The organism is Lentzea sp. NPDC003310 (genome assembly GCF_040610935.1).
In the GTDB taxonomy this organism is placed as follows: domain Bacteria; phylum Actinomycetota; class Actinomycetes; order Mycobacteriales; family Pseudonocardiaceae; genus Lentzea.
Window position 1 is genome coordinate 90795 of the sequence record NZ_JBEXNC010000016.1, and the last position, 25981, is coordinate 116775.

The window sequence follows — 25981 nt, forward strand, 5'->3', positions numbered from 1 at the left end:
GCACACCGCACGCGACGTGCGGCTTCCTGCGGACCTGCCGGCCTCTCCGGCGACGCTGACCGCAGAAGCAGGAAACCGTTGTGCCGCAGCGTCCCCCGCGCGCACCTTTCCGCCTGAAGGTCGGCACCACGAGTCCCAGAGTCGCGCACCAGCGTCCCTCGGCGCCTGAAGGCCGGCACCACGGGTCCGAGAGTCGCGCCACCAGCGTCCTTCGGCGCACCTTCTACCCGAAGGGCGGCACCGCGGGCCCCAGAGTCGAGCGCCCCGGCGGTCCTCATACGCGGAAACCCCGGCATGCGAGAAGCCCCCACGCTGCCTGGGGGAGGCCGGCAGCCTGGGGGCTCGGAAGGCCTCGCACCCACCTGGGGGGTGTGTGGGCACGAGGCGTGGTCTGGGTGGTCGGCACGGCGGTCGCCTCTCGGCGGGTGGCTCGACGCGGCTCCAGCCGAACGGTGTTCCGCGAAGGCAGTGTGTTGGGGCCCGGGGACTCGTTCCGTGCCGACCATCTCTTACAACGGTGCGGGGTTCCGTTGTGTTTCCTGGTGATCTGTGTGGTGGCTCACCAGGTGTTGTTGCGGTGCAGGGTGTTCGTGGTCGGTGCGGCGGTCGCCTCTCGGCGGTGGGCACAACGCGGTTCCAGCCGAACGGTATTCCGCGAAGGCGGTTCTGTTGGGGCCCGGGGACTCGTTCCGCACCGACCACCCCGTACAACGGACCGGGGATCCGTTGTGTTCCAGGGAAACCTGTGCGTCACGTCACCGCGAAAAACCGGAAAACCAGGCAACCACAAGGGAAGCAGGTGGTCGGCGCGGCAGGAGAGGCCCGCGCCGACCGGACGTCCTCCAGCCGCCTGTCGGGGAGGCTGACGGCTGGAGGACGAGCTTGAAGGGCCGGAGCGATCGGTCGCCTCTCGGCGAAGAGCTCGACGCGGTTCCTGTGGTGTTCCGCGAAGGCGTTGAGGTGAGGCCCGGGGGACACGGATCGCACCGACCAACCTGTACAACGGTGCGGAGCGCCGCGGTGTTTCAGGAACGATCTGTGTGGTCGCTCACCGCCCGCCGGAAACGTGCGAAACCCTGGCCCCGCAGGAGAAGAGTCGCGCCGATGGGTGTGACGCCGCCGACACAGCGGAGTGGGAACCTCGTGGTGGGGTGATGTGCGTTCGTCGTGGGGGCGAGAGCACGGCCCACACGGTGGCCGGGCCAGGCGGCTCGGTATCAGACATCGGGCCACAAAGGCGTTGCGGGCGACCGACAAGGCGGACGTCGGCGCGTTCCTCCGCCCGCCGACCTGCTCGCCGCCTCCGAGGGCGTGCGGCTCTAACCCCGGCGCGCCGGCACCACCAGGCCGGACTCGTAAGCGATCACCACGAGCTGCGCTCGGTCGCGGGCGTGCAGCTTGGTCATCGCGCGGTTGACGTGCGTCTTGGCGGTGAGCGGGCTGATCACCATGCGAGCGGCGATCTCGTCGTTCGACAGGCCGCGCGCGACCAGTGTGACGGCCTCGCGCTCCCTCGACGTCAGGTCCGTGAGGGTGTGCGGCGGCTGCGGCGGCTGGCTCACATACCGGTCGATCAGCCTGCGCGTGATCGACGGGGCCAGCAGGGCGTCGCCGCGTGCCGCGACCCGCACGGCGTGCAGGAAGTCCTCCGGCAGCACGTCCTTCACGAGGAAGCCCGCCGCGCCGGCCTTCAGGGCGTGGAAGACGTGCTCGTCGAGGCCGTAGTTGGTGAGGATCACGACGTGTGTGCCGGTGAGGGACGGGTCGGCGGCGATCTGCCTGGTGGCCTCGATGCCGTCCATCTCGGGCATCTGGACGTCGACCAGGGCGATGTCCGGGTGGTGCAGGCGGGCCTGGGCGAGGCCCTGCGTGCCTGTCGCGGCTTCGGCTACGACCTCGATGTCGTCCTCGGCCTCCAGCAACGCGCGGAACCCGCTGCGGATCAACGGCTGGTCGTCCACCAGCAGGACGCGGATCACGGTTGTGCCACCGGGAGTTCGGCCTGCACGCGGAAGCCGCCCTCGGAGCGGGGCGCGGCCCTCAGGGTGCCGCCCAGCGCGGTGACGCGTTCGCGCATGCCCAGCAGGCCCACGCCCGGCTCCGGGTTCGCCTGCTGGGTCGCGCCGTCGTCGTCCACCTCGATGACCAGCGCGTTCTCGCGGTAGCCGATGCGGACCCGCGCGGACGCGGCGGCGGCGTGGCGGGCGACGTTCGTGAGCGACTCCTGCACGATCCGGTACGCCGTGCGCTCCACCGCTGCCGGGACGTGGTCCGGGCGGCCCTCGACGGTGAGCTCCGCGTCCAGGCCGGTGGCTCTGGCGCGGTCGACCAGGCCGGGGATGTCCTTGATGCCGTGCGGCGGGTTCTTGTCGTCGTCGCGCAGCGCTTCGAGGGTGGCGCGGAGTTCCCTGGCGGCCTCCCTGCCCGCGTCGCGGATCGCCAGGAGGGGTTCGGGCACGTCCTCGCCGCGTTTGCGGGCCAGGTGCACGGCGACCTCGGCCTGCAGCTTGATCACCGAGATCTGGTGCGTGAGCGAGTCGTGCAGCTCGCGGGCGATGTGCAGGCGCTCCTCGTTCGCGCGCCGCAACGCGGTCTCCTCCCTGGTGCGCTCGGCTTCGTCGGCCCGCCGCTCCGCCTGCCGCAGGGCCTCGCCCGCGGCCGCGGCGGCGATGAGCCACGCGATCTGCAGGACGTCACGGGTCTGCGCGAACGCCTCGTACGTCGTGAGGTCGCGCGGGGAGAGGAGGGCGGCGAGGGGGAGCGTGGCGAGCATCAGGACCGAGCCGGCGAGCGTGAACCACCGGTGACCGGCGCGCATGGTCGCGTAGACGGCGAACAGGAACGCGATCACCGGCACGTCCGCGCCGGTGGCCTGGTAGCCCAGGGCGAGAACGCCGGTCGCCGCGAGCACGGTCCTGGGCGCGGTCCGGCGGGCGGCGAGCACCAGTCCGCTCGCGGCCAGCAACGCGTACCCCGGTGCCGTGGCGGGGTGTCCGGCCGCGACGAGGCTCGCCGCCACCCCCGCAGCGATCGCCCAGTCCAGCCAGCGCTTGCTCATCCGTGCAGCCTAAACCGCTGTTGGTGCTGGTAGATCGTGCGCCGGGAGCATTTCCGCACTACCGCGGCCGCAGTAGTGCGGTGTCTGCGCGCGCACGACGACCGGAGGCACGCCGCCGGGTTGGCTGGTGCCCATGTTGCTCTCAGCTGCTTATGACATGACGGCCGGTCGCGTGTGGTCACTGATCGGTGTCGTCGCGGGTGTGGCAGGACTGCTGGTGCTGATCCGCCGCCGCGGGCTCTGGGCGGTGGTGCTGGGCGCGGCCGGCGCGGTGATCGGGGTGGCCGTCGTGCTGATGGCGAAGGGCGGTCCCGGGACCGGCTACGGCATCGTCGGCGGGTACGTCTCGGCCGTGGTGGGGGTGGCCGCGGTCGCGCTCGGCGGCCTGGTCATGCGAAGAGGCGCTCGGGCTGCTGCACCGCGCGCCTCGTGACGAGGCCGGCCGCGCCGCGCACGACGGCGAACTCGCCGAGCGGGGAGGCGAGCAGCCGCGTGTGCCGTTCGCCGCCCGCGAGCACCCGTCCGTCCATTTCGGACCGCACGGCCTCGTGCAGGTGGTCGTACAGCACGGCGTAGCTGCCGCCGAGCACGACGGTGGGGACGTCGAAGAGGTTCGTCAGCGTCGCGATGCCGACCCCGAGCGCCTCCCCGGCCTTCCGCACGGCGTCCAGGGCCTTCGCGTCACCGGCTGCGAGCGCCCTGCGCAACGAGTCGAGCCGCCGCCGGCCCGCCTCGCGCAGGATGACGTCGAGCCCCGCGTACCGCTCGACGCACCCGCGGCTGCCGCAGGTGCAGCGGATGCCGTCGCGCTCGATCACGACGTGCCCGAGCTCACCCGCGAACCCGCTGACGCCCCGGTAGACCTCGCCGTTCAGCACGACGCCCGCGCCGATGCCGACGTCGGCCGTGACGTGCACGAAGTCCTCGCCCGCCAGGTGCCGCGGCCACAGGTGGGCGAGGGCGGCGAGGTTCGCCTCGTTGTCCACCTGGACGTCGAGGCCCGTCTTGCGGCCCAGACCGTCGGCAAGGCGGACGCCGACGAGCTCGGGCAGGTTGGGCGTGCGGATGACGACGCCGTCGTGCACCACGCCGGGGACCGCGAGGCCCGCGCCGAGCACCTTGCGGTCCGTGGTCGCGGTGACCTCGCGGATCAGCGCGGCCACCTGGTCGAGCACCTCGTCCGCCGTCGCGCGGCGCATGTCCGCGGGCACGAGACGGCGCTCGAGCGTCTCGCCGTCGAGCCCGAGCGTCTCGACCGCGAGGTGGCTGACGTTGATCTCGGCGCCCACCGCGATCGGCCCGCCGGGGTGGAACCGCAGGGGCTTCGACGGCCTGCCCATCCCGGCCAGCGTGGCGGGTTCCTCGACGAGGATCCCGCCCGCCAGCAGCGGTTCGGTCAGGTTCGTCAGCGTCGCCTTGGTGAGGCCGGTGCGCGCCGCGAGGTCGGCCCGCGAACCGGGGCGGTCCACCAGCGCGAGCAGCACCGTGCGGAGGTTGCCGAGGCGGACCTGGCGCAGGTGGTCGACGGAGGTCATCGAGTCAGGTACCGCTGCGCCGCATCCGCGTAGCGAGCCCGGATCTCCGGCACCGCGTCCGCCTCGTACCGGGTGCTGTCCGCGAGCGTCCACGAGGGCGGGGTGGCGCCGCCCGTGAGCGTCCAGGCGGCCTGCCGCGCCGCGCCGTCCGCGACGTACTCGCCCGGCGCGGGCACCGTCACGGGCACACCGAACACCGTCGGCGCGATCTCGCGCACGGCCGGAGAGACCGCCGCTCCACCGACGAGCCGCACGCCGCTGACGTCCGCACCCTGTTCGGCGAGCGCGTCCAGCCCCACGGCGAGACCGCACAACATGCCCTCCACGGCCGCACGCGCGATGTTCGCGGGCGTGGCGTTGGTGAGCGTCAGCCCGTGCAACGCTCCCGTCGCGTCGGGCAGGTTCGGCGTCCGCTCGCCCTCGAAGTACGGCACCACCACGAGCCCCTCGGCGCCCGGCTTGGCGGACAGGGCCAGCTCGCTCAGGGTGGTGAGGTCGACGCCCAGCATGCGGGCGGTCGCGTCCAGCACGCGGGCGGCGTTCAGCGTGCACGCCAGCGGCAGGTAGCGGCCGGTGGCGTCGGCGAAGCCCGCGACGATGCCGGACGGGTCCTCCGCGCGGACGTCGGCGGTCGCCGTCACGACGCCCGAGGTGCCGAGCGACACCACGACGTCCGCGCCGCCGCCGACACCGAGCATGGCCGCGGCGTTGTCGCCCGCGCCCGCCCCGAGCCGCACCGGGCCGTCCACGAACTCCGCCGGCCCCAGCACGCGCGGCAGCACCACGTCGGAGCGGCCGAGCGCCAGCGACACCAGGTCCGGCGTGTACTCGTTCGTCGCCGAGTCGAAGTAGCCGGTGCCCGACGCGTCCGAACGGTCGGTGACCAGGTCGGCGAGCTCGCCGGTGCCGCGCAGCCGCCACGTCAGCCAGTCGTGCGGCAGGCAGACGGCGGCGGTGCGCTTGGCGTTGCCCGGTTCGTTCTCGGCGAGCCAGCGCAGCTTGGTGATCGTGAACGACGCGACCGGCACCAGGCCGATGCGCGACGCCCACGCGGCCGCGCCCAGCTCGTCGGTCAGCGAGGCCGCGGCCGCCGCGGAACGGGTGTCGTTCCACAGCAGCGCCTCGCGCACGACCTCGCCCGCCTCGTCGAGGCAGACCATGCCGTGCTGCTGACCGGCGACGCTGAGCGCCGCCACGTCGGACAGGCCGCCGGCGTCGGCCAGCGCGGACTGCAGGGCCGACCACCAGTGCGAGGGGTGCACCTCGGTGCCGTCCGGGTGGGTCGCGCGACCCTCCCGGACGAGCTCACCGGTCTCGGCGTCGCGAACCACGACCTTGCACGACTGCGTGGACGAGTCGATGCCGGCGACGAGCGTCATGTCAGCGTGCTCCCGTGAGGTGCTCGAGGGCGAGCTGGTTGAGCCGCACGAAGCCGTAACCCCGCTCACCCGCCTGGTCCGGGTCGAACCCGGTGTCCTTGATCAGGTCATCGTAGGACTCGCCGGCGTTCAGCGTGGGCTGCCCGAGCTCGTGCACGCCCGCGGTCTCCAGCGCCTCCTGCACCTCGGGGTCCGCGCGGAAGGCCTTGGCGCGGTCGCGGAGCAGCAGGTAGGTGGCCATGTTCGCCTTGGCCGAGTCCCAGACGCCGGTGTAGTCCTCGGTCCGCGACGGCTTGTAGTCGAAGTGCCGCGGTCCCTCGTACCCGGCGGTCTCCAGCAGGTCGACCAGCGCGAACGCGTTCATCAGGTCGCCGTGCCCGAACACCAGGTCCTGGTCGTACTTGATGCTGCGCTGGCCGTTGAGGTCGATGTGGAACAGCTTGCCGTGCCACAGCGCCTGCGCGATGCCGTGCACGAAGTTCAGCCCGGCCATCTGCTCGTGCCCGACCTCGGGGTTCAGGCCGACCAGCTCGGGCTTGTCGAGCGAGCCGATGAACGCGAGCGCGTGCCCGATCGTGGGCAGCAGGATGTCGCCGCGGGGCTCGTTCGGCTTGGGCTCGAGCGCGAACCGGATGTCGTAGCCGCGGTCGGTGACGAACTGGGTCAGCAGGTTCATGCCCTCGCGGTACCGGTCGAGCGCCGCTCGCACGTCCTTGGCCACGTCGTACTCCGAGCCCTCGCGCCCGCCCCAGAGCACGAACGTCTTGGCGCCGAGCTCGGCCGCCAGCTCGATGTTGCGCAGCACCTTCTGCAGCGCGAACCGCCGCACGCCGCGGTCGTTGCTCGTGAAGCCGCCGTCCTTGAAGACGGGGTGGGCGAACAGGTTCGTCGTCACCATCGGGATGACGAGTCCGGTCTCGGCGAGCGCGCCCTGCAACCGGCTGATCTGCTGGTCGCGGTGGGTCGCCTCGAACCCGAACAGGTCGTCGTCGTGGAACGTCAGCCCGTACGCGCCGAGCTCGGCGAGCCGGTGCACCGCCTCGACCACGTCGAGCTCGGACCGGGTGGCCTCGCCGAAGGGGTCGCGGCCCTGCCAGCCCACGGTCCACAGACCGAAGGAGAACTTGTCCGCCGGAGTGGGCGTGCTCATCATCCACCTCATTCGTTCAATGCTTGAACTTAGTCTGGACAGTACGACGCCAGGGCGTTGATCGCAATCGGTCAGCGCCGGGCGGCGACGGCCTCGACGGCAGGGGCGAGGGCCTCCGCGATCGCCCGGTAGCCCTCGGCGGACGGGTGGAAGCGGTCGGCGGCGAAGAGCGACGGGTCGGCGGCGAACCGGGCCGAGACGGCCTGCTCGACGTGGGCCACGACGCCACCCGCCCGGATGACGGCCTGCTGCTGCGCCAGGGCGTACTGGCGGCTCGCGGCCGACACGACGTCCCGCAGCGCCGGTGGCACGTGCGAGACGATGCTCAGGTCCGGCGCGGTCGCGACGACGACCTCGGCGCCCGCCGCCCGGAGATCGGTCACGGCGTCCTGGAGCTGTCGCGCGCCGACCTCGGGCGGGACGAAGCGGGTCAGGTCGTTCGCCCCGATGACGATCACCGCGACGTCGGGACTGCCCGCCGCCCGCACCTGGGCGCGCAGGTCGGCCGAGCGCGCGCCCGGCACCGCGTGCACACCGAGGTCGACCCGGTGGCCCGCCTTCCGGAGGCCTTCGGCGAGCAACGGGCCGAGCGTGTCCTCCCGGCGCGTGCTGCCCACTCCCGCGGCGATCGAGTCGCCGAGCAAACACAAGCGCATGACCTGCTCAACGTCGAGCATGGTGGAGGTGTTCCGCGGTAAAGCCGTTGTCGGGAACCGTTCGGGTGTCTACACTCCACGATCATCATCACCGAGACGAGAGGGGACCGGCCGTGCGTACCGCCGTTGTCGTCCTCCCGTCCCGTTTCGACGTGATCCTCGTGTCCCCGCACCCCGGTCGCCTGCTGCGCGCCGGGCGCCGGAGTGTCTGACGAACCCCTCGAAGGTGTTCGCCGGGTCATCGCGCTGACCCCGTAATTCCTTGAAAGCAAAGGCACAACAGCCATGCGCACGATCACGTTGAACGCTGTCCGCAACCTCGGCATCCTCGCCCACGTCGACGCGGGCAAGACCACGCTCACCGAACGCGTCCTGTTCGCCACGGGCAGCACGTACAAGCGCGGCGAGGTCCACGACGGCACCACCGTCACGGACTTCGACCCGCAGGAGCGCGACCGCGGCATCACGATCTTCGCCGCGGCCGTGAGCTGCACGTGGGACGGGCACCGGATCAACCTCATCGACACGCCGGGGCACGTCGACTTCGCCGACGAGGTCGAACGGTCCCTGCGCGTGCTGGACGGGGCCGTCGCGGTGTTCGACGGCGTGGCCGGCGTGGAGCCGCAGAGCGAGTCGGTGTGGCGGCAGGCGGACCGGCACGGTGTGCCGCGGATCGCGTTCGTCAACAAGCTCGACCGCGCGGGAGCCGATCTCGACCACGTCGTCGAGTCGATCCGCGCGCGGCTTCACACCGTGCCGCTCGTCGTGCAGCTGCCGATCGCCGTGGAGGACGGGTTCCGCGGTGTCGTCGACCTGGTGCGCCTGCGCGCGCTCTTCTGGGACGACGGGATGACCGAGGGTCCTGTGCCGGAAACGCTGGTGGCGGAAGCACTGCGGCGCCGCCGACTGCTCGAGGAGGCGGTGGCGGAACTGCATCCCGAGGCGTTGGAGGAGTTCTTCGGAGGAGGCCTGTCCGAGCAGGCGCTGACCGGTGCGTTGCGGGAACTGACGCAGCGCGGTCAGGCGACCGTCGTGCTGTGCGGCTCGGCGTACCGCAACCGCGGTGTCGAACCGTTGCTGGACGCGGTGATCGCGTACCTGCCGTCCCCTGTGGACGTCCCGCCGGTGCGCGGTGTCGACGGCCAGGAACGGGAGCCGGACCCGGAGGCGCCGTTCTCGGCGTTGGTGTTCAAGGTGAACGCCACCGCCACCGGACGGCTCGCGTACGTGCGCGTCTACTCCGGAACCCTCCACAAGGGACAGACGGTCCAGGTGGGCGGCCGCACCGAGCGCATCGGGCGGATCCTGCGCGTCCAGGCCGACCGGCACACGCCGGTCGACCAGGCCGTCGCGGGGGACATCGTCGCCGTGGTGGGCCTGAAGGCGGCCCGCATCGGCACGACCCTGTGCGCACCGGACGCGCCGGTGCTGCTGGAACCGCCGGTGTCGGCCGATCCGGTCGTGTCCGTGGCCGTGGAGACGCGGAGCAGCGCGGACAACGCCCGGCTGACCGAGGCGCTGGCGCACCTGGTCGACGAGGACCCGTCCCTGCGGTTCGGGACGGACTCCGAGACCGGCCAGACGGTGCTGTCCGGCCAGGGCGAGCTGCAGCTGGAGGTGGCGGTCGAGAAGGCGCGCACGGCGTACCGGATCGAGCTCGTCATGGGACGGCCGAGGGTCGCCTACCGCGAGACCGTCGCCAGCGGTGTCACGGGATTCGTCTACCGGCACGTCAAGCAGGACGGAGGTCAGGGTCAGTTCGCTCACGTGGTGCTCGACACCGAGCCGCTGGAGACCGGGTTCGAGTTCCGCTCGGCCGTCACCGGCGGGCGCGTGCCGCAGGAGTTCGTCCGCGCGGTCGAACAGGGCTGCCGGGACGCGCTGGCCGAGGGACCCCTCGGCCACCCGGTGACCGGCGTGCGGGTGACGCTCACCGACGGGTCCACGCACGTCAAGGACTCCTCGGAGATGGCCTTCCGCACGGCGGGACGGCTCGGGCTGCGCGAGGCGCTGAAGGCCGGCGCCATGACGTTGCTCGAACCGATCGCCGAGGTCGCGGTGACCGTGCCGGAGGAGTACCTGGGCGGCGTGCTCGGTGACCTGGCGTCGCGCCGGGGCAGGATCCTCGGCTCCACGGCCAGGGGCGACACGGCCGTCGTGACGGCGAGCGTGCCGATGGCCGAGATGTTCGGGTACGTGACGAGGTTGCGGAGCCGGACGCAGGGCCGCGGCTCGTTCACGAGCACGCCGACCGGCTACGCGCCGGCGTGAAGCAGCAGGTGGAAGCAGGGCCGTCCTCGGCGAGGGCGGCCCTGTGCCATGCTCGGCACGGTGTCGACCTTGAACGTCATGTCCCTGAACCTGAGGTACGCCTCGACCGCCGAGCCGAACTCGTGGCCGGTGAGACGCCCGGTGATGGCCCAGCTCCTGCTGCAGGAGCTGCCCGCCCTCATCGGCACGCAGGAGGGCCTCTACGGGCAGATCGGCGACATCGCGCACGACCTGCCCGACCACTACGACTGGATCGGCCTGGGCCGGCTGGGCGGCAGCCACGACGAGTTCATGGCGATCTTCTTCGACACGCTCCGGCTACAGCCGCTCGAGTTCGACCACGAGTGGCTGTCCGACACGCCGAAGGTCGTCGGATCCCGGTCGTGGGGCAACAACGTGGTCCGCATGGTCACGTGGGTGCGGTTCCTCGACCGCGTGACGGGCAAGGAGTTCGTGGCCGTCAACACGCACTTCGACCACGAGTCGGCCAACGCCCGGCTGCGCAGCGCCGAGGTCGTGCACGAGCGGCTCCAGGCGCAGCCGCTCCCGGTCGTCGTCACGGGCGACTTCAACGACGTCCCCGGCTCGCCCGCGCACACGACGCTGACGGCCGGGCTGGCCGACACGTGGCTCACCGGGCCGCAGAAGACGCCGGCGTACGGGACGTTCCACGGGTTCGGGCCGCTCGTGCCGGACGGCCCGCGCATCGACTGGATCCTGACGCGCGGGGTCACGGTCGAGGCCGCCGCCATCAACACCTTCCAGCGGGACGGGCAGTTCCCGACCGACCACCTGCCCGTCCAGGCGCTGGTCAGCCTTTAGGCGGTGCCCATTCGGGCGGCAGGTCGTGCGCACAGGTCGGCGCTCCAGCTGCCCGTGCCTGCCGCATCTCCAGGTACGGTCCGGCGATCTGCTCCCGCGGCACCGGGGCCAGCGCCGTGATCGCGTCGCCCGCGGCCAGCACCTGGCGCCGCATCCGCTCGTGGTCCACGGCTGCCGCGCCGAACGAGGGCGCCCAGAGCGTCCACGGCCCGGAGATCATCGCCATCGTCGGGACCAGGTGCGAGTGGAAGTGCGTGCCGATGCCGCCGAACGAGCACTGCGGCGGCACCCGGCCCGGTACCGGCGGATCGGTGCCGGGCAGGACGAAGGTGCGGTCGACCGCGCGTCCGGCCAGGGCCGTGAACGCGGCCTGAGTCAGCGCCGGACTGCCCGCGAACCAGCCCGACAGCTCGGCGAGGCCCGTCGGCCGCAGCGCGCCGTCGAGGGGCAGGTACTCGCGCGTGCCCAGGTGTTCGAGGACGAACGCGAACGCGACCGACCCCGTGTCGTACTCGGCGTCGAGGGCGCGGGCCCGGAACTCGCTGCCCTCGGCCGGCCGGTGCAGGTGGCCGGTGGCGAACACGAACTCGATCGTGCGCGGCCGGCAGCGCAGCGGCAGGCGGGCGAAGTGCTCGGCGAGCGCCAGCAGCGCGACGGTGCCGTTCTCCTGCACCCAGCCCACGCCGTCGGTGTTGGTGTCGAGGACGATCCGCTCGCTGCTCCGGCCGGGCAGGGTGGCGACCAGCGACCGGGTGACGGCCGGGAGCCGTGCCGCCAGGACGCCGATCGTCGTGCGGGTGCCGGGGACGAGCACCGCCGCCGCGTCCGCGCCGACGAACACGCCCGGCACGCGGTAGTGGGTGCCGAGGTGCGGGTCCCAGTAGCCCTTCACCTGCTCGTGCGGGAACGGGAACGCGACGACGACCCCGGCGGCGCCGGCGAGGCCCGCGTCGACCATGTCCCGGTCCAGCAGGGGTTCGGCGAGGTAGCCGCGGTCGAGGGCCGGGAAGTCGCGCAGGACGACCTTGCCGCGCGCGTTCGCGGCGGTGATCGGCGTACCGGCGGGCAGGCGGACCAGCTCGCCGGTGGCCAGTCCCGGCTCGGAGTAGGGGATCGGGCCCGCGACCGGCACGAGGCCGCCCGAGACCAGGAGGCCGGGTCCCGGTTGCCAGCGCTGGATCGCGAACGGCTCGGACCGCACGGACACGTTCGGCAGCCGGTCGACGCGGCGTTCGAGCCAGGAGATCAGGCGGTCGTGGTTCGGGCTGCCGGTGGCGCGGACGCCGAACCCGGCGACGGTCGCGTTGAGGGCGCGGAGCTCGGAGGCGGTGGCGAAGGACTGCTCGTCGACCGCGGGGGAGCAGTCGGCCGCGGCAGTGGCCGGTGCGGCCAGCTGGACGGCGAAAACCGTTACGACGCTTATGAATGCGATGCATCTGGCGGGATCCACGCAGCACACTGTGACCCTGATGCGGAGTCCTCACAATCCGCTGGCCGGGTTGCCAAGTGAGACCGGTGTCAACGGTGAAGAGAAATGGTTTATACCAATTTCCGCTACGGTCCGCCAGATGCGCCTGAAATCGACGTTCGGTCGCGTCGCGGTGTCCGCGTGCGCGCTGCTGTTCCTGGTCAGCTCGACGTCCGTCGCGAACGCCTCGCACGGCCGCGAGTGCGCCACCCCGTCCATCGACCGGTTGCAGCAGTGGATCGCCAGTGGTGAAGGTGCCACGGAGCCCGCGACCGGCAGCATCCTCGTGCCGCGGGGACGGCACGACTACTCGGCGAAGATCAAGTTCCTCGCCGACGACTGGGCCGTCATGGTCGTGTGGCTGGGCAACAAGTTCGAGGCCGAGGCCGACCTGACCGACTCGCGCGGCTTCTGGATGACCTACCGCGCCACCAGCGACCTCTACATCCAGCTGCGCCCCGCGTCGTTCTGGAGCGGTGGCGACAAGTGGGTCACCAAGGTGCCGTCCACCGGCGGCAAACTGGTGCAGCGGTTCTTCAGCTTCAAGACAAAGAACTGGACATATCTGCCGGCTCTCGGCAAGCCCTCCTACCCGTTCTCCGAGGCGCTCGACGACGCCCGTGGCCTGGTGTTCGTCGGCAACACGAAGAACGACCTGGAGTTCCGGAGCCTGGAGATCGACGGCTACCGGCCACCCTGCGTTTACTAGGAACCGGTTAGTGTCCCGGGACGTGAGAGCGCTCCCGGTCTTCCTGGTCACTGTCCTCACCGCCACGCTGGCGACCCCCGCGAGCGCGGCGGTGAGGGACGACACCCGGTTCGTCGACCCGCTGATCGGCTCGGCGGGCGGCGGCAACACCTACCCCGGCGCCGTGCGTCCCTTCGGGATGATCTCCTGGAGCCCGACGTCGACGCGCGGCGACCAGACGAACACGGGCGCCGCCAACGGGTACGCCTACGACGCGACGCGCGTGCGCGGCTTCAGCCTCACGCACGTCAACGGCGCGGGCTGCCACCCCGGTGCGGCGGGCGACGTGCCGATCATGCCGCACGCCGGGGAGATCACGTCCTCGCCGACCGCGGACACGAAGGACCAGATCTTCGCGAGCGACTTCGCGCACGCCGACGAGAAGGCCGAGGCCGGGCGCTACCGGGTGGGCCTGAAGTCGGGCGCCACGGCGGACCTATCCGTGACGACCCGCGCGGGCATCGGCGAGTTCACGTTCCCCGCCACCGGTTCGCTGCTGTTCCGCACCTCCAACTCGCTCAACGGCAGCGAGGACGCCGACATCACGATCGACCCGGCGACGAACTCCGTGTCGGGATCGGTGCTGACCGGCGCGTTCTGCGGCCGCCGCGCGAACGGCGGCACGAACAACCAGAAGACCTACTACCGGCTGCACTTCACCGCGTCGTTCGACCGCCCCATCGCGGCGTACGGCACGTGGGTGAACAGCGAGCTCAGGCCGGGCACCACGACGGCGAGCGGTGGCGAGGGCTATCTCACCGGAAGTGCCCGCGCCGGCAAGGGGTCCGGCGGGTATGTGTCCTTCGCGGACAGTTCGGTGCGGATGCGCGTCGGCATCTCCTACACGAGCCTCGACGCGGCCAAGCGCAACCTCGCGGCGGAGATCCCGAAGCGCGCCACGGTGGACAGCGTGGCCAAGGAGGCCCGCAAGGCCTGGGCGAAGCAGCTGCGCGCGGTCGAGGTCGACGGCGGCACGGCCGACGAGCGCACGGTCTTCTACACCGCGCTGTACCACTCCTTCCTGCAGCCCAACGTGATCACCGACGCCGGCCAGCCCACCCGCTACGGCAACTTCTCCGGCTGGGACCAGTACCGCGCCCACACCCAGCTGCTGGCGCTGCTGGCACCGGACGTCGCGAGCGACTACGCCCAGTCGTTGCTGGAGATCTCCAGGAAGAACGGCGGGATCTGGGACCGCTGGGTGCACATCACCGGCCCGACGCACGTCATGACCGGCGATCCGTCCGCCCCGGCGATCGCGGGCATGTACGCCATGGGCGCCAAGGATTTCGACGTCAACGCGGCCTACGACTCGTTGCTGCGCCAGGCGACCGTCCCGCACCCGGACGGCCTGTCCGACAAGGGCTGTCCCGGCCAGTGCGAAGGCCAGCGCCCGAACCTCGCCGAGTACATGCGGCTCGGCTACGCGCCGCACGACACGTGCCACTGCTGGGGCGGCGCCGCCGAGACGCTGGAGGACTCCGTCGCCGACCAGGCGCTCGCCGACCTGGGCCGCCGCCTCGGCCGCCCGAGCGCGGAGATGGAGCAGCGCGCCGGGTGGTGGCGCAACACGTTCAACCCGGCCACCGGGTACCAGCAGGCCCGCAAGGCCGACGGCACCTGGGTGACCCCGTTCAACCCGGCCTCGGACCAGGGTTTCGCGCAGGGCAGCAGCGCCACCTACACGTGGATGGTGCCGCACGACGTCCAAGGTCTCGCGGAGGTGATGGGCGGTCCCGAGGCGGCGACCGCCAGGCTCGACGCGTTCTTCAAGCGCGCCGACGGCTCGTGGGCCACCGGCGGTGACGCGCTGCGCTACGACCCGACCAACGAGCCCGGCATCCACACGCCGTGGATCTACAACGAGCTGGGCCAGCCGCGCAAGACGCAAGAGACCGTGCGCGCGATGGCCCGCCTGGTCTACAAGACCGGACCGTCGGGCCTGCCCGGCAACGACGACCTCGGCACGATGTCCGCCTGGTACGTCTTCGCCGCGCTCGGCCTCTACCCGCGCACGCCGAGCAGCGCGGAGCTGCACGTCTCCAGCCCGATGTTCCCGAAGGCGCGCATCACCGCGAAGAACATCACGGTGCTCGCCACGGGAACACCGGGCGTCCACGTGAAGGACACGCGCTGGAACGGGCGACGCCTCGACCAGCCGTGGCTGCCCGAGGCGTTCGTCCAGCGCGGGGGAGTGCTCGTGTCACGTCTTGAAGGGTGACCCGGCGCCCTCGGCACGGGTGTGGCTGCGTCGCGCGGTCGCGGACAGCGGCAGCGCGATGTCCTCCAGCGACTTGTTCTCCGCGTCCACCGCGAGGAACCGCGCGACCAGCCCGCCCGCGATCATGACCACCGCACCGACCAGGTAGCCGACGAACAGCCGCACGGGCTGGTCGCCGGTGCCGATCAACGCGCCGTAGATCACCGGGCCGAGCGCGCCGAAGCACTGGGCGATCGCGAAGAACACGCCGATCGCCTTCGCCCGCACCTCCAGCGGGAAGATCTCGCTGACGGTCAGGTAGGCCGCGCTCGCGCCCGCCGAGGCGAAGAAGAAGATGACGCACCACGCGATGGTCTGCGTGACCGCGTTGAGCACGCCGCTGTAGAACAGCACCGCCGTGACGGCCAGCAACGCGCCGGAGACCGCGTAGGTCAGGAACAGCATGCGGCGGCGGCCGATCGTGTCGAAGAGGTGCCCGATCGTGAACGGCCCCACCAGGTTGCCGACCGCGAACGCGATCAGGTACAGCGGCGTGACCTCCGACGGCACGCCGTAGAACTTGCCCAGCACCAGGGTGTAGGTGAAGAAGATCGCGTTGTAGAGGAACGACTGGGTGATCATCAGCGTCGCGCCCAGCACGGCCCGCGACGGGTACTCCCGGAACAGCACGCGGGCGAGCGCGAGGTAGCCGATCTGCTCGGCCGGCGCGACCTCGATGGCCTTCTTCTCGTCGACGGCGGGCAGCGCCGAGCCCGACTCCTTCTCGACCTCCCGCTCGATGCCCGTGATCGTCTTCTCGGCCTCGTCGGTGCGGCCGTGCATGATCTGCCAGCGCGGGCTCTCCGGCAGGTGCCGGCGCACCACCAGGATCACGAGGCCCAGCACCGGTCCGATGAGGAACCCGAGCCGCCAGCCCAGCGAGAGCTCCACCTGGTTGAGCAGGATGTACGAACCGAGCGTGCCGAGCACGGCGCCCGCCCAGTAGGTGCCGTTGACCGCGATGTCGACACGGCCGCGGTAGCGCGCGGGGATCAGCTCGTCGATCGCGGAGTTGATCGCCGCGTACTCGCCGCCGATGCCCATTCCGGCGATGAACCTGGTGAAGTACAGGAAGACGACCCAGCCGGTGTCGTTGCCGAGGGTGAACGCCGTGAGCCCGGAGCCGATCAGGTAGACGCCGAGCGTGATCATGAACAGCTTGCGGCGGCCCAGCCGGTCGGACAGGTGGCCGAACCACAGGGCGCCGACGACCTCGCCGATCAGGTACACGGTGGCGAGCAGGCCGACCGCGGTGGACGACAGCCCCAGCGTCTCGGGTTTGGTGAGGGTGTCGGCGATCGCGCTCGCGACCGTGATCTCCAGGCCGTCGAGGATCCACGCCACGCCCAGCGCGACGACCATCCGGGTGTGGAACGGGGACCAGGGCAACCGGTCGATCCTCGCGGGGATCAGGGTGCGCACACCGTCAGCCATCTTCAGCCCTTCGCCACGATGAGCGCCTGCGGAGCGCTCTGCTTGATCCGCGTCTTCAACCACGCGAGCTGCCGCGCCGTGTCCTGCTCGCAGGCGCTCACGACGTCCACGAGTTCCTTGTCGCGCAGGCCTTGTGCCGCCTGACCGACGACCGTCCAGGTGATGTCGGTGAACGACGCCAGCGCGTAGAGGTCCTGGAGGTCGCGCAAGAGCCCGACGCCGCCGCTGCGGACCTGCTCGAACTCGGCCGCGTGCAACCGTTCCGGCTCGGCCTCGCGGTGTTCGCCGTACCGTTCGACGACCGGGGCGAGCCGCTCGGCCTGGCGGTCGATGCGCGCCGCGAGCACCTCGCACGTGTGCCGGACGTCCGGTTCGTCGCCGTGCCCGTCCGCGACCTCGCGGAACGCGCCGGCCAGCGTGCCCAGCGAGGTGTGCAGCAGTCCGAGGTAGGTGGCCAGGTGCATCTCACACCTTCCTGATCCGCACGGTGCTGAGCTTGAACAGCGGCTGCTTGGAGACCGGGTCCCACTCGGTGGGCGTCAGCTCGTTCGCCGCCTGGAAGCCGTAGTGGAACGGCAGGAACACCACGCCGTCGCGGCACCGTCCTGTCCGGACAGGCACCTCGACGCCACCCTGTGCCGACTCCACGCGGACCACGTCCCCGTCGGCCAGCCCGAGCGCGGCCGCGTCACCGGGGGACATCTCGACCCACGGGTCCGGCGCGGCCTTCTCGAGTTCGGGGGCGCGGCGGGTCTTGGTGCGGGTGTGGAAGTGGTAGACCGAGCGCCCTGTCGTGCACAGGAACGGGTACTCGTCGCTCGGCTGGTCCGGCGGCGGCGCGTACTCGGCGGCCTTGAGGAACGCCCGCCCGTCCGGGCGCCGCGCCCGGTAGTCGGTCGGTGTCGTCGAGGCACCGGTCAGCAGGTCGTGGCCGTAGTCCTCGCAGTAGCCCGCCGCCGTGGGGAAAACGCCCTCGGCGTACAGCCTTTCAGGACCCCAGGGGATGCCGCTGCCGCCGCGCAACCGGTCGTACGACAGGTCCGTGTAGTCGCAGGGACGACCGCGGCTGCACTCGCGCCACGCGTCGAACGCGCCCTCGGAGTCCTTCCACTTGAGCAGCGGAGCCCCGTCCCGGTCGCGGAAACCCATGCGGTGCGCGTAGTCCAGGAAGATGTCGAGGTCGCTGCGCGCCTCTCCCGGTGGTGCGACGGCCTGCTCGGACAGGTGCACCACCCGCGACAGGTTCGTGAACGTGCCCTGCTTCTCGCCCCACAGCGCGGCCGGCAGCACGACGTCGGCCAGGTCGGTCGTCTCGGTCCGGAACGCGTCCTGCGCGACGACGAACAGGTTCTCCTGCCGCAGGATCCGCCGGATCCGGGAGAGGTCCGGCAACGACACCGCCGGGTTGGTCGCGGAGATCCAGAGGAACCGGATCGAGCCCTGCTCGGCGTACCGCCAGATCTGCATCGCGTGCGTCGGCGGCGCCCAGTGCGGGATGGTCAGCGGGTCGACGTTCCAGAGCGCCGCGAGCTCCTCGACGTGCGCCGGGTTGTCCCAGTTGCGGAAGCCCGGCAGGTCGCCGTCGGCGCCGCACTCCCGCGTGTTCTGCGCGGTCGGCTGGCCGTTCATCTGCAGCACCCCGCTGCCGGGCCTGCCGATCAGGCCGCGCAGCAGGTGCAGGTTGTTGACCTGGCACGCCGCCGCGGTCGCCTGGTGCGACTGGTAGAAGCCCTGCAGCACGGTGGAAAGGACCCGGTCCGACGTGCCGAAGATCTCGGCCGCCCGGCGGAGGTCGTCCGGCGCGACGCGGCAGATCTCCGCGACGTGCTCCGGCGTGTACGGCTCCACGGTGGCCTCGAGCTCGTCGAAGCCGAGGGTGTGCCGGTCGACGTACTCGCGGTCGACCCAGCCGTGCTCGATCACCAGGCGCAGCAACCCGTTGAGCAGCGCCTGGTTCGTGCCGGGCAACGGTGCCAGGTGCACGTCGGCGGCCTCGGCGGCCGGCGTCGTCCGGGGGTCGACGACGACCAGCCGAGGCCTGTCCGGTCCCTCGATCCGGTCGAGCACGCGGGCCCACATCACGGTCTGCGTGGCGGGCATGTTGTGCCCGTACAGGAAGAGGGCGTCGCAGAGGTCGATGTCGGCGTGGCAGGCGGGCTGGCCGTCCGACCCGAACGACTCCTTCAGCGCCGCGGCCGCCGTGGCGGTGCAGAGCCGGGTGTTGCCGTCCATGTGCGGCGTGCCGATCCCGGCCTTGCCGATCACGCCGAGCGTGTAGTACTCCTCCAGGAACAGCTGCCCGCTGGTGTAGAAGCCGTGCGACAGCGGTCCGTCCTCGGCGAGGAGGTCCTGCGAGCGCCGCACGACGGCGTTCATCGCGGTGTCCCAGTCGGTCTCCTCCAGCACGCCGTTGCGGCGGATCAACGGTGTCGTGAGGCGATCCTTCCCGTGCGCCTGCCAGGAACCGTAGAGCCCCTTGGGGCCGAGCCTGCCGCGGTTGACGAGGTCGTCCGCACGGCCGCGCACGCCGACGATCCGGCCGTCCTTGACCGCGATGTCGCAGCCGCAGCCGTTGCTGCACAGAACGCACGCCGACTGGACCCAGCGGTCCACATCGGACTCACCGACGCCGTCCGCGAGCTCCTGGTCCACCCGGACCGGCCAGTGCGTCCCGCGCTCGTGCGGAGTGCGGGCTCCCCATACGTCGGCGATGCGATCCACGAGGGGGCAGTACCCGGCGTCGCCCCGACAAAACACCAGGTAGGGCGCTTTGTCCGTTCTACGTGCCATCGTCCCGAAAGCTCAGTCGAACGGGGCGTGCGGGTTCGCTCCGGTTCTCCGGGGAAACCAGTCCACTCACGGGAGGAGCGGACATGAAGGCTGTTGTGTGGCACGGCACGGGCGACATCCGGCTCGACGAGGTGCCCGACCCGAAGATCCAGGAACCCACCGACGCGGTCGTGAAGATCACCCGCAGCGCCATCTGCGGCACCGACCTGCACATGGTGCGCGGCACCATGCCGGACATGGTCGAGGGCACGGTCCTCGGCCACGAGGCCGTGGGCGTCGTGGAGGAGGTCGGCACGGCCGTGCGCGGGTTCCGGCCGGGCGACCGCGTGGTGGTGACCTCCACGATCGGCTGCGGCACGTGCTCCTACTGCCGCGCCGGGTACTTCGCCCAGTGCGACGGCGCCAACCCGAACGGCCCGGCCGCCGGCACGTGCTTCTTCGGCGGCCCGAAGTCGACCGGCCCGGTCGACGGGCTGCAGGCCGAACGCGCGCGCATCCCGCACGCGACGATGACGCTGGTGCGGATCCCGGACGGTGTCAGCGACGACCAGGCCATCCTGCTCTCCGACATCTTCCCGACGGCGTGGTTCGGGGCGCGGCTGGCCGAGATCGGCTCGGGGGACACGGTCCTCGTGCTGGGCGCGGGCGTGGTCGGGCAGTTCGCGATCGCGTCGGCCAAGCGGCAGGGCGCCGGGCGGGTGATCGTCGTGGACGGCATCGAGTCCCGGCTGGACATCGCCCGGGAGCAGAACGCGGAGACCGTCGACTTCAACGCCGAGGACCCGGTCGAGGTCGTGAAGGACCTGACCGGTGGCATCGGCGTGGACCGCGTGATCGAGGCGGTCGGTGTCGACGCGGAACAGCCGGGGGAGCGGACCGCCGAGCAGTGGAAGCCCGGCGACGGCCCGCGCCAGGCACTGGACTGGGCTGTCGAGCTCGTCGCGAAGGCCGGCACGATCGGCGTCATCGGGGTCTACCCGCCCGGCTTCGACGAGTTCCCGATCGGCCAGGCGATGAACAAGAACCTGACGCTGCGGATGGGCAACTGCAACCATCGCCGCTACGTGCCGCGCCTGCTCGACCTCGTGCTGACCGGCGTGGTCGACCCGCTCCGGTTCATCACGAAGCACGAGGAGCCGACCGCCGCGATCGACGCCTACAAGTCGTTCGACCTGCGGGAGGACGGCTGGCTGAAGACGGTTCTCGACGTCGCCTGAGGGGTATCCGGCCAGGGCAGGTCCCCACGCGCGGAGGAGAGCCATGCCCGGACGCAAGGTCGTCGTCACCGGAGCGAGCGGCAACGTCGGAACCGCGTTGCTGCGCCGGCTCGCGCAGGAGGCGGACGTCGAGGTGCACGGCATCTCCCGGCGCCCGCCCGCGGACGCCCCGCCCTACCGCGGTGTGCGGTGGACGCCGGTCGAACTCGGCCGGGCGGGCGCGGAGGAGGTGCTGCGCACCGCGTTCGAGGGTGCGGACGCGGTGGTGCACCTCGCCTGGCTCATCCAGCCCAGCCGGGACGAGAGAGCGTTGTACCGCACCAACGTCGCGGGCTCGGCCCAGGTGTTCGGCGCGGCGGTGAAGGCCGGGGTGCCGCACCTGGTCCACATGTCGTCGGTCGGTGCCTACTCGCCCGGCAGCAAGGACCGCCGCGTGGACGAGTCGTGGCCCGTCGACGGCGTGCGGACGTCGTTCTACAGCAGGCACAAGGCCGCCGTCGAGCACATGCTGAACAAGTTCGAGTCCGACCTGCTGATCACCCGCGTGCGGCCCGGCCTCGTCCTGCAGGCCGACGCCGGAGCCGAGATCCGCGACTACTTCCTCGGCAGCCTCGTGCCCAAGGCCCTGTTCCGGCACCGGATCCCGGTGCTGCCGATCCCGCGCGACCTCGTCCTGCAGTTCGTGCACGCCGACGACGTCGCCGACGGTGTGGCCCGCGTCCTGAGCAGGCGCCCGCACGGCGGGGTGAACCTCGTCGCCGACCCGGTCATCACGCCCCGCGCGCTGGCCGAGGTGCTGGGAGGCCGGCACGTCGCGGTGCCGCCGAAGCTGCTGCGGTCGGTGGCGAGCGCGTCCTGGGGTCTTCGCCTGCAGCCCACCCCGCCCGGTTGGATCGACCTGGCCCTGAAGTCGCCGCTGCTGGACGCGTCCCGGGCTCGGGACGAACTCGGCTGGCAGCCGAAGTACGACGCCCAGGAGGCCCTGCAGGCCATCGTGCGGGGCATCGGAGAGGGCAGGGAGGTTCCGGCCAGCCCGCCGCTGGGTAGCTGAACCGCATGACAGGAGAGGACGAGCTCGACGAGGACGCGTTGCGGGACAGCGAGGTCCTGCCCACCAGACGCCCGCACCCGGTCGTCATAGCCGCCAGCGTCACCGCTCGCGGTGGCGCGTTGTGGTTACCCGTCGCGGGACTCATGGCGTTGTCCGGCAAGGAGAAGGCGGCGAAGCGCGCGCTCGCCGCCGCCGCGTTCGCCATGCCGCTCGGCCACCTCGTCAGCCTGGTGGTGCACCGCCGCAGGCCCCCGGCCGCGACCATGCCGGCGCGGCGGGCGCTGCCCGAGCACCCGGACTCGTCGTCGTTCCCGTCCAAGCACGCGGTGACCGCGGCGGCGTTCGGCACCGCCACCGCCCTGGAGGACCGCGGCGCGGCGGTGTTCGTGACACCGATGGTGCTGCTGGTCGCGTACAGCCGCCTCAGGACCCGTGTGCACTGGCCCACGGACGTCCTGGGCGGCCTCGCGATGGGCGCGCTGGTCGCGCTGGCTCAGGCCGGGATCGGGCGCTCCGCCAGGGCCAGGGCGACGGCGTGCAGGTTGGCGGCCATGGTGCGACCGGTCTTCTCCGACCACTCGTGACCCTCGTCGGTGTCGGAGTAGCTCGGGCCGGGGCCGGGGCCGCGGTTCCAGTACGTCCAGGCCTGACCGGGGATCGTGTAGCCGATGTCGCCGAGCCCGCCGCAGATCTCGCTGATCACGTGGTGCGCGCCGTCCTCGTTGCCGGTCACCACGACGCCCGCGACCCGGTTGTAGGCCACCGGCCGGTCCTGGTCGTCGGTCTCGGAGATCATCGCGTCCATCCGCTCCAGCGCCCGCTGCGCGAGCGAGGACGGGCGGCCGACCCACGTCGGCGTGGCGAACACCAGGATCTCGGCGTCGAGCAGCAGCCGGTGGATGTTCGGCCACTCGTCGCCGCCGCCGAGGTCGGTCACGACGCCGGGCGGGATCTCGTGGTCCGCCAGGCGGAACGACGTGACCTCGACGTCCTTCTTGGTCAGCTCGTCGATCACCACCTGGGCGAGCAGGTCGGTGTTGGACTGGTCGGGCGACTTCTTCAAGGTGCAGTTCAGCACCACGGCACGCATCAGATCTGCCTCCACTTCTCGTCGGTCATCAGCTGGCTCGCCTGCGGCCCCATCAGGGACATCCCGCCGTCCACGACGATCGAGGCGCCCGTCAGGTAGCTCGCGGCCGGCGTCGCGAGGAACGCGACCACCGCGGCGACCTCCTTCGCGTGTCCCGGACGGCCGAGCGGGACGCCGTGGCGGGGTTCGGTGTGCGGGTCGACGTCCTCCTGGCCGGTCATCGGCGTGGAGATCTCGCCCGGTGCCACGGAGTTCACCGTGATGCCGTGCTCGGACAGCTCCAGGGCGAGCACCTGGGTGAGCGCGCCGAGGCCCGCTTTCGCGGCGCAGTACGGCGCCGCGCCCACGCGCGGCAGGTGCTCGTGCACGGAGGTGATGTTGATGATCCGCCCGCCGCGCCCGGCCGCGATCATGCGCCTGGCCGCGCGCTGGGCGCACAGGAAGGCGCCGTCCAGGTCGACCGAGAGCACCGAGCGCCAGGTGGCGTAGTCCATGTCCAGCGCCTTCTCGCTGCTGCCGGTGCCGGCGCAGTTCACCAGGACGTCGACGCCACCCAGTTCGTCGGCCAGCTCGTCCACGACGGCGGCCGCGCCGGGCAGGTCGGTGAGGTCGAGTTGCCGCACGGCGCACCGGGCACCGGCCTGGCGCACCTCCTCGGCGGTTCTGATGGCTCCGGCGGAGTCCTGGTGGTAGGTGATGCCGACGTCGACACCGCCACCGGCCAGTGCGACGGCGATCGCTTTGCCGATGCCCGAGTCCGAGCCGGTCACCACGGCGTAGAGGGGTGCGTTCATGAGACGCGAGTACCCGTCGGTTCGGCCCGCATGCGAATGCCGAAGTGGTTCAGCGTGCCGGGGAGGGGCTCCCTGAGCACCGGGAACGAGAGGTGCTCGCTCAGGGTGTCGAGCATCGTCGCGGCCGTGGTCAGCACCAGGTCGCGGCCGGGGCACTCGCCGGGCCCGGCGCTGAACGGCACGATCGCCGGGTCGCGCGGGCCGTCCCACAGCTCGGGGGTGTAGCGGTCGGCGAACGGCAGCCGGTCCGGGTCGCGGTGGAAGAACGGCGTGAACACGACGAACTCGGTGTCCTCCGGCAGCCACGTGCCGCTCCAGCGGGTCGCGATGGTGCTCTCCCGCAGGATCACCGGCGTGGTCGGCCACAGCCGCGCGGACTCGAGCACGCCGTTGACGCCGCGGGCGCCGATCGCCAGCGCGCGCAGGGTGACGATCCCGGCGGCGTCGAACGCGAACAGCCAGTGCGGCACCTGCCCGGACAGGTCACCGGGCTGCGCGGCCAGGCTGCCCTCCTCACGGCGGGCCAGGTGCTCGTCGAGCCGGCGCTGGAAGCGTTCGCGCAGGTCGCGGCGCTTCGGGTGGAGGAACGCCCAGTTGGCGTCCTCGCGCAGCGCCAACAGGTCGTCGGTGAGCTGGTCGTCGCCGCGGGCGCCGTCGCCGAGGACGATCCTGCGCACGATCCGCCACCACGTCTGGTTGAAGGACGCCCAGGTCAGCTCGCCGGTGCTCATCACGTGCCGGGTGAGCAGGTCCGCCTCGTCGCGCACGATCGCCTCCGCCGGGACGTTCTCCGGCCGCAGAGCGCGTTCGTTGAGGGCGCGCAGCCGGTCCCGCTCCGGTCCGTCGGAGATGAGCACGCCGTGCGGCTGGAAGTGCCGCAGTGCCGCCTTCTTCTCCCTGGTGGCCAGGGCGAACGGCTCGGGTGAGCCGTCGAGCAGCCGGCCGACGTCGGCCGGGTCGAGCACGACCGCGACGCTGCGGCCGGTGATGCGCAGGCGCAGCGGCTCCGGGCCGTAGCGGTCGCGCATCTTGCGCATGGTGTCGATGGCGCGCGTGTCGGACTGAACCTTCTCGGCGGCCGCCATCACCCCCGGCCTGCGGACGATGACGCCCTTGGCGAGGGTGGGCAGCAGCACCGTCGCGAGCACGCGGGCGGTGTCGAGTCGGGATGAGATCGCCATGCCCCCGGCTACCCGGTCACCCGTGTGTGAACCTCCCTGAAAGGGGTACTCGCGGGACAGCACCGAGTCAGGAGGTCGTGATGCCCGCGGGATCGAACGCGAAACGGGAACGCCAGTACGAGCACATCAAGGACTCCGCCGAGGAGCGCGGCGCGTCGCCCAAGCGCGCCAAGGAGATCGCGGCCAGGACGGTCAACAAGAACCGCGCCCGGGCCGGTGAGTCCAAGACGGCCAGCAAGTCGTCCACTCAGGACATGTCACCGCAGAAGCGTGGCGGGCAGCGGTCCGGTACGAACCGCCCCAAGGGTCTCACCAAGGAACAGCTCTACAACGAGGCCAAGAAGAAGAACGTCAAGGGCCGGTCCACGATGACCAAGAAGGAACTCGCCGACGCGCTCGGACGCTGACGTGCAGGACGTGGACAAGGCCTCGGCGCTCACGATCCTGACCATGGAGCACAACACGCTGCAGATGATCCGCACGGCGACCATCACCGACGCGACCGGCCGAGCGGGTCACCTGCTGACGTCGATCTCCGCGTCCATGATCGCGCTGGGCTTCGTCGCCCAGGTCGTGCCGCTCACGGTGCTGCTGACGCTGGTCCTGGTCATCTTCACGGCGCTGTTCCTGATCGGGCTCGCCACCCTCTTCCGCACGGTCGAGCTGACGATCGAGGACGTCCAGGCGGGGCTGGGGATCAACCGCATCAGGGCCGTGTACGCGGAACTGGAGCCGTCCACCAGGGACGTCTTCGTGCGGCAGCTGCACGACGACACGCTCGGCGTCGAGGTCGACGGCGGTCAGACCGGCTGGCGCCACGCCCGGCGCCCGCGGTTGTTCGGCACCACGCTCGGCGTCGCCGGCCTCGTCAACCTCGTCAACGGACTCGTCGCCGGCGTCATCGCCGGAGCGGCGGCCGGCCTGCTCGGTGCCGCACTGCCGTGGGCGATCGCCGTCAGCGTGCTCGTCGGCATCGTCGTGTTCAGCGGTTTCGGCATCGCGCTCGGCCGGATCGGACGGCGCGGCATCGCGCCCATCACCACGCGCTATCCGAGAGAACACCCGAACTGAAGGAGA

The 25981-nt window shown here is 71.6% G+C and carries 23 protein-coding genes; 10 read left to right on the plus strand and 13 right to left on the minus strand.

Going from position 1 to position 25981, the window contains the following annotated elements; translation table 11 throughout:
- Nucleotides 1–1319: 1319 nt before the first annotated feature.
- On the minus strand, nucleotides 1320–1979 hold the full coding sequence (locus tag ABZX02_RS30705; protein WP_355303256.1) for a response regulator transcription factor: 660 nt from the start codon (nucleotides 1977–1979) through the stop codon (nucleotides 1320–1322).
- Nucleotides 1976–3058 carry a histidine kinase gene (locus ABZX02_RS30710; RefSeq protein ID WP_355303258.1) on the minus strand — a complete coding sequence of 361 codons (1083 nt, stop codon included), beginning with the start codon at nucleotides 3056–3058 and terminating at the stop codon, nucleotides 1976–1978. Before ABZX02_RS30710 ends, ABZX02_RS30705 begins: the two co-directional genes overlap by 4 nt.
- Nucleotides 3059–3191: 133 nt before the next feature.
- Between ABZX02_RS30710 and ABZX02_RS30715 the strand changes: the two genes are divergently transcribed.
- Nucleotides 3192–3491 carry a DUF6223 family protein gene (locus tag ABZX02_RS30715; RefSeq protein ID WP_355303260.1) on the plus strand — a complete coding sequence of 100 codons (300 nt, stop codon included), beginning with the start codon at nucleotides 3192–3194 and terminating at the stop codon, nucleotides 3489–3491.
- Here ABZX02_RS30715 and ABZX02_RS30720 read toward each other — a convergent pair.
- The 4 genes from ABZX02_RS30720 to ABZX02_RS30735 all read right to left on the minus strand — a co-directional run bounded on the left by ABZX02_RS30720 (nucleotide 3448) and on the right by ABZX02_RS30735 (nucleotide 7799).
- Nucleotides 3448–4593 (minus strand): ROK family protein, encoded by a 1146-nt coding sequence (locus ABZX02_RS30720; protein ID WP_355303262.1) that lies wholly within the window; start codon nucleotides 4591–4593, stop codon nucleotides 3448–3450. The two genes, ABZX02_RS30715 and ABZX02_RS30720, sit on opposite strands and share 44 nt — an antisense overlap.
- Nucleotides 4590–5972 (minus strand): xylulokinase, encoded by a 1383-nt coding sequence (xylB, locus tag ABZX02_RS30725; RefSeq protein WP_355303264.1) that lies wholly within the window; start codon nucleotides 5970–5972, stop codon nucleotides 4590–4592. The genes ABZX02_RS30720 and xylB overlap by 4 nt, the downstream gene beginning before the upstream one ends.
- A 1-nt stretch (nucleotide 5973) precedes the next feature.
- A complete protein-coding gene (gene xylA / locus ABZX02_RS30730) occupies nucleotides 5974–7125 on the minus strand; it encodes a xylose isomerase (RefSeq protein WP_355303542.1) in 1152 nt (383 codons plus the stop codon).
- A gap of 68 nt (nucleotides 7126–7193) precedes the next feature.
- Nucleotides 7194–7799, minus strand: coding sequence for an SGNH/GDSL hydrolase family protein (locus ABZX02_RS30735; protein ID WP_355303266.1), 606 nt, complete (start codon nucleotides 7797–7799; stop codon nucleotides 7194–7196).
- 264 nt (nucleotides 7800–8063) lie between these two features.
- Here ABZX02_RS30735 and fusA point away from each other — a divergent pair, with 264 nt between their 5' ends.
- Nucleotides 8064–10049: an elongation factor G gene (gene fusA / locus ABZX02_RS30740; RefSeq protein WP_355303268.1), complete on the plus strand. Its 1986-nt coding sequence runs from the start codon at nucleotides 8064–8066 to the stop codon at nucleotides 10047–10049.
- A 60-nt stretch (nucleotides 10050–10109) separates the two neighbouring features.
- Nucleotides 10110–10871 carry an endonuclease/exonuclease/phosphatase family protein gene (locus ABZX02_RS30745; protein WP_355303270.1) on the plus strand — a complete coding sequence of 254 codons (762 nt, stop codon included), beginning with the start codon at nucleotides 10110–10112 and terminating at the stop codon, nucleotides 10869–10871.
- Here the strand turns inward: ABZX02_RS30745 and ABZX02_RS30750 are convergent.
- Nucleotides 10861–12321, minus strand: a complete 1461-nt coding sequence (locus ABZX02_RS30750) for a hypothetical protein (RefSeq protein ID WP_355303272.1) — start codon at nucleotides 12319–12321, stop codon at nucleotides 10861–10863. The two genes, ABZX02_RS30745 and ABZX02_RS30750, sit on opposite strands and share 11 nt — an antisense overlap.
- Nucleotides 12322–12439: 118 nt before the next feature.
- On the opposite strand from ABZX02_RS30750, the gene ABZX02_RS30755 reads away from it, so the two are divergent.
- The gene (locus ABZX02_RS30755) at nucleotides 12440–13048 is read left to right on the plus strand and encodes a hypothetical protein (protein WP_355303274.1); all 609 of its coding nucleotides are present in this window, start codon (nucleotides 12440–12442) and stop codon (nucleotides 13046–13048) included.
- 22 nt (nucleotides 13049–13070) lie between these two features.
- Nucleotides 13071–15308: a GH92 family glycosyl hydrolase gene (locus tag ABZX02_RS30760; RefSeq protein WP_355303276.1), complete on the plus strand. Its 2238-nt coding sequence runs from the start codon at nucleotides 13071–13073 to the stop codon at nucleotides 15306–15308.
- Here the strand turns inward: ABZX02_RS30760 and ABZX02_RS30765 are convergent.
- Genes ABZX02_RS30765 through ABZX02_RS30775 form a run of 3 tightly spaced genes read right to left on the minus strand, consistent with a single transcriptional unit; the run spans nucleotide 15291 to nucleotide 19502 of the window.
- Nucleotides 15291–16781, minus strand: coding sequence for an MFS transporter (locus tag ABZX02_RS30765; protein ID WP_355303278.1), 1491 nt, complete (start codon nucleotides 16779–16781; stop codon nucleotides 15291–15293). The genes ABZX02_RS30760 and ABZX02_RS30765 overlap by 18 nt on opposite strands.
- 2 nt (nucleotides 16782–16783) lie before the next feature.
- A complete protein-coding gene (locus tag ABZX02_RS30770; protein ID WP_355303280.1) occupies nucleotides 16784–17245 on the minus strand; it encodes a hypothetical protein in 462 nt (153 codons plus the stop codon).
- A gap of 1 nt (nucleotide 17246) precedes the next feature.
- On the minus strand, nucleotides 17247–19502 hold the full coding sequence (locus ABZX02_RS30775; RefSeq protein ID WP_355303282.1) for a nitrate reductase: 2256 nt from the start codon (nucleotides 19500–19502) through the stop codon (nucleotides 17247–17249).
- 152 nt (nucleotides 19503–19654) lie between these two features.
- Here ABZX02_RS30775 and ABZX02_RS30780 point away from each other — a divergent pair, with 152 nt between their 5' ends.
- The 3 genes from ABZX02_RS30780 to ABZX02_RS30790 are packed head-to-tail and all read left to right on the plus strand — an operon-like array spanning nucleotide 19655 to nucleotide 22423.
- Nucleotides 19655–20788, plus strand: a complete 1134-nt coding sequence (locus ABZX02_RS30780) for a zinc-dependent alcohol dehydrogenase (RefSeq protein ID WP_355303284.1) — start codon at nucleotides 19655–19657, stop codon at nucleotides 20786–20788.
- Nucleotides 20789–20831: 43 nt separating this feature from the next.
- The gene (locus ABZX02_RS30785) at nucleotides 20832–21839 is read left to right on the plus strand and encodes an NAD-dependent epimerase/dehydratase family protein (RefSeq protein WP_355303286.1); all 1008 of its coding nucleotides are present in this window, start codon (nucleotides 20832–20834) and stop codon (nucleotides 21837–21839) included.
- Between the two features lie 5 nt (nucleotides 21840–21844).
- The gene (locus ABZX02_RS30790) at nucleotides 21845–22423 is read left to right on the plus strand and encodes a phosphatase PAP2 family protein (RefSeq protein WP_355303288.1); all 579 of its coding nucleotides are present in this window, start codon (nucleotides 21845–21847) and stop codon (nucleotides 22421–22423) included.
- Here ABZX02_RS30790 and ABZX02_RS30795 read toward each other — a convergent pair.
- From ABZX02_RS30795 to ABZX02_RS30805, 3 genes are read right to left on the minus strand one after another with little or no spacing between them, the layout of a single operon-like run.
- Complete coding sequence (locus ABZX02_RS30795; protein ID WP_355303290.1) at nucleotides 22333–22929, minus strand: NAD(P)H-dependent oxidoreductase; 597 nt, start codon at nucleotides 22927–22929, stop codon at nucleotides 22333–22335. The two genes, ABZX02_RS30790 and ABZX02_RS30795, sit on opposite strands and share 91 nt — an antisense overlap.
- Complete coding sequence (locus ABZX02_RS30800) at nucleotides 22929–23723, minus strand: SDR family oxidoreductase (RefSeq protein ID WP_355303292.1); 795 nt, start codon at nucleotides 23721–23723, stop codon at nucleotides 22929–22931. Before ABZX02_RS30800 ends, ABZX02_RS30795 begins: the two co-directional genes overlap by 1 nt.
- A complete protein-coding gene (locus ABZX02_RS30805; RefSeq protein ID WP_355303294.1) occupies nucleotides 23720–24904 on the minus strand; it encodes a cytochrome P450 in 1185 nt (394 codons plus the stop codon). Before ABZX02_RS30805 ends, ABZX02_RS30800 begins: the two co-directional genes overlap by 4 nt.
- Nucleotides 24905–24984: 80 nt before the next feature.
- Here ABZX02_RS30805 and ABZX02_RS30810 point away from each other — a divergent pair, with 80 nt between their 5' ends.
- Nucleotides 24985–25311 carry a plasmid stabilization protein gene (locus ABZX02_RS30810; protein ID WP_355303296.1) on the plus strand — a complete coding sequence of 109 codons (327 nt, stop codon included), beginning with the start codon at nucleotides 24985–24987 and terminating at the stop codon, nucleotides 25309–25311.
- Between the two features lies 1 nt (nucleotide 25312).
- Nucleotides 25313–25975: a hypothetical protein gene (locus tag ABZX02_RS30815; RefSeq protein WP_355303298.1), complete on the plus strand. Its 663-nt coding sequence runs from the start codon at nucleotides 25313–25315 to the stop codon at nucleotides 25973–25975.
- The last annotated feature ends 6 nt before the right edge of the window (nucleotides 25976–25981 follow it).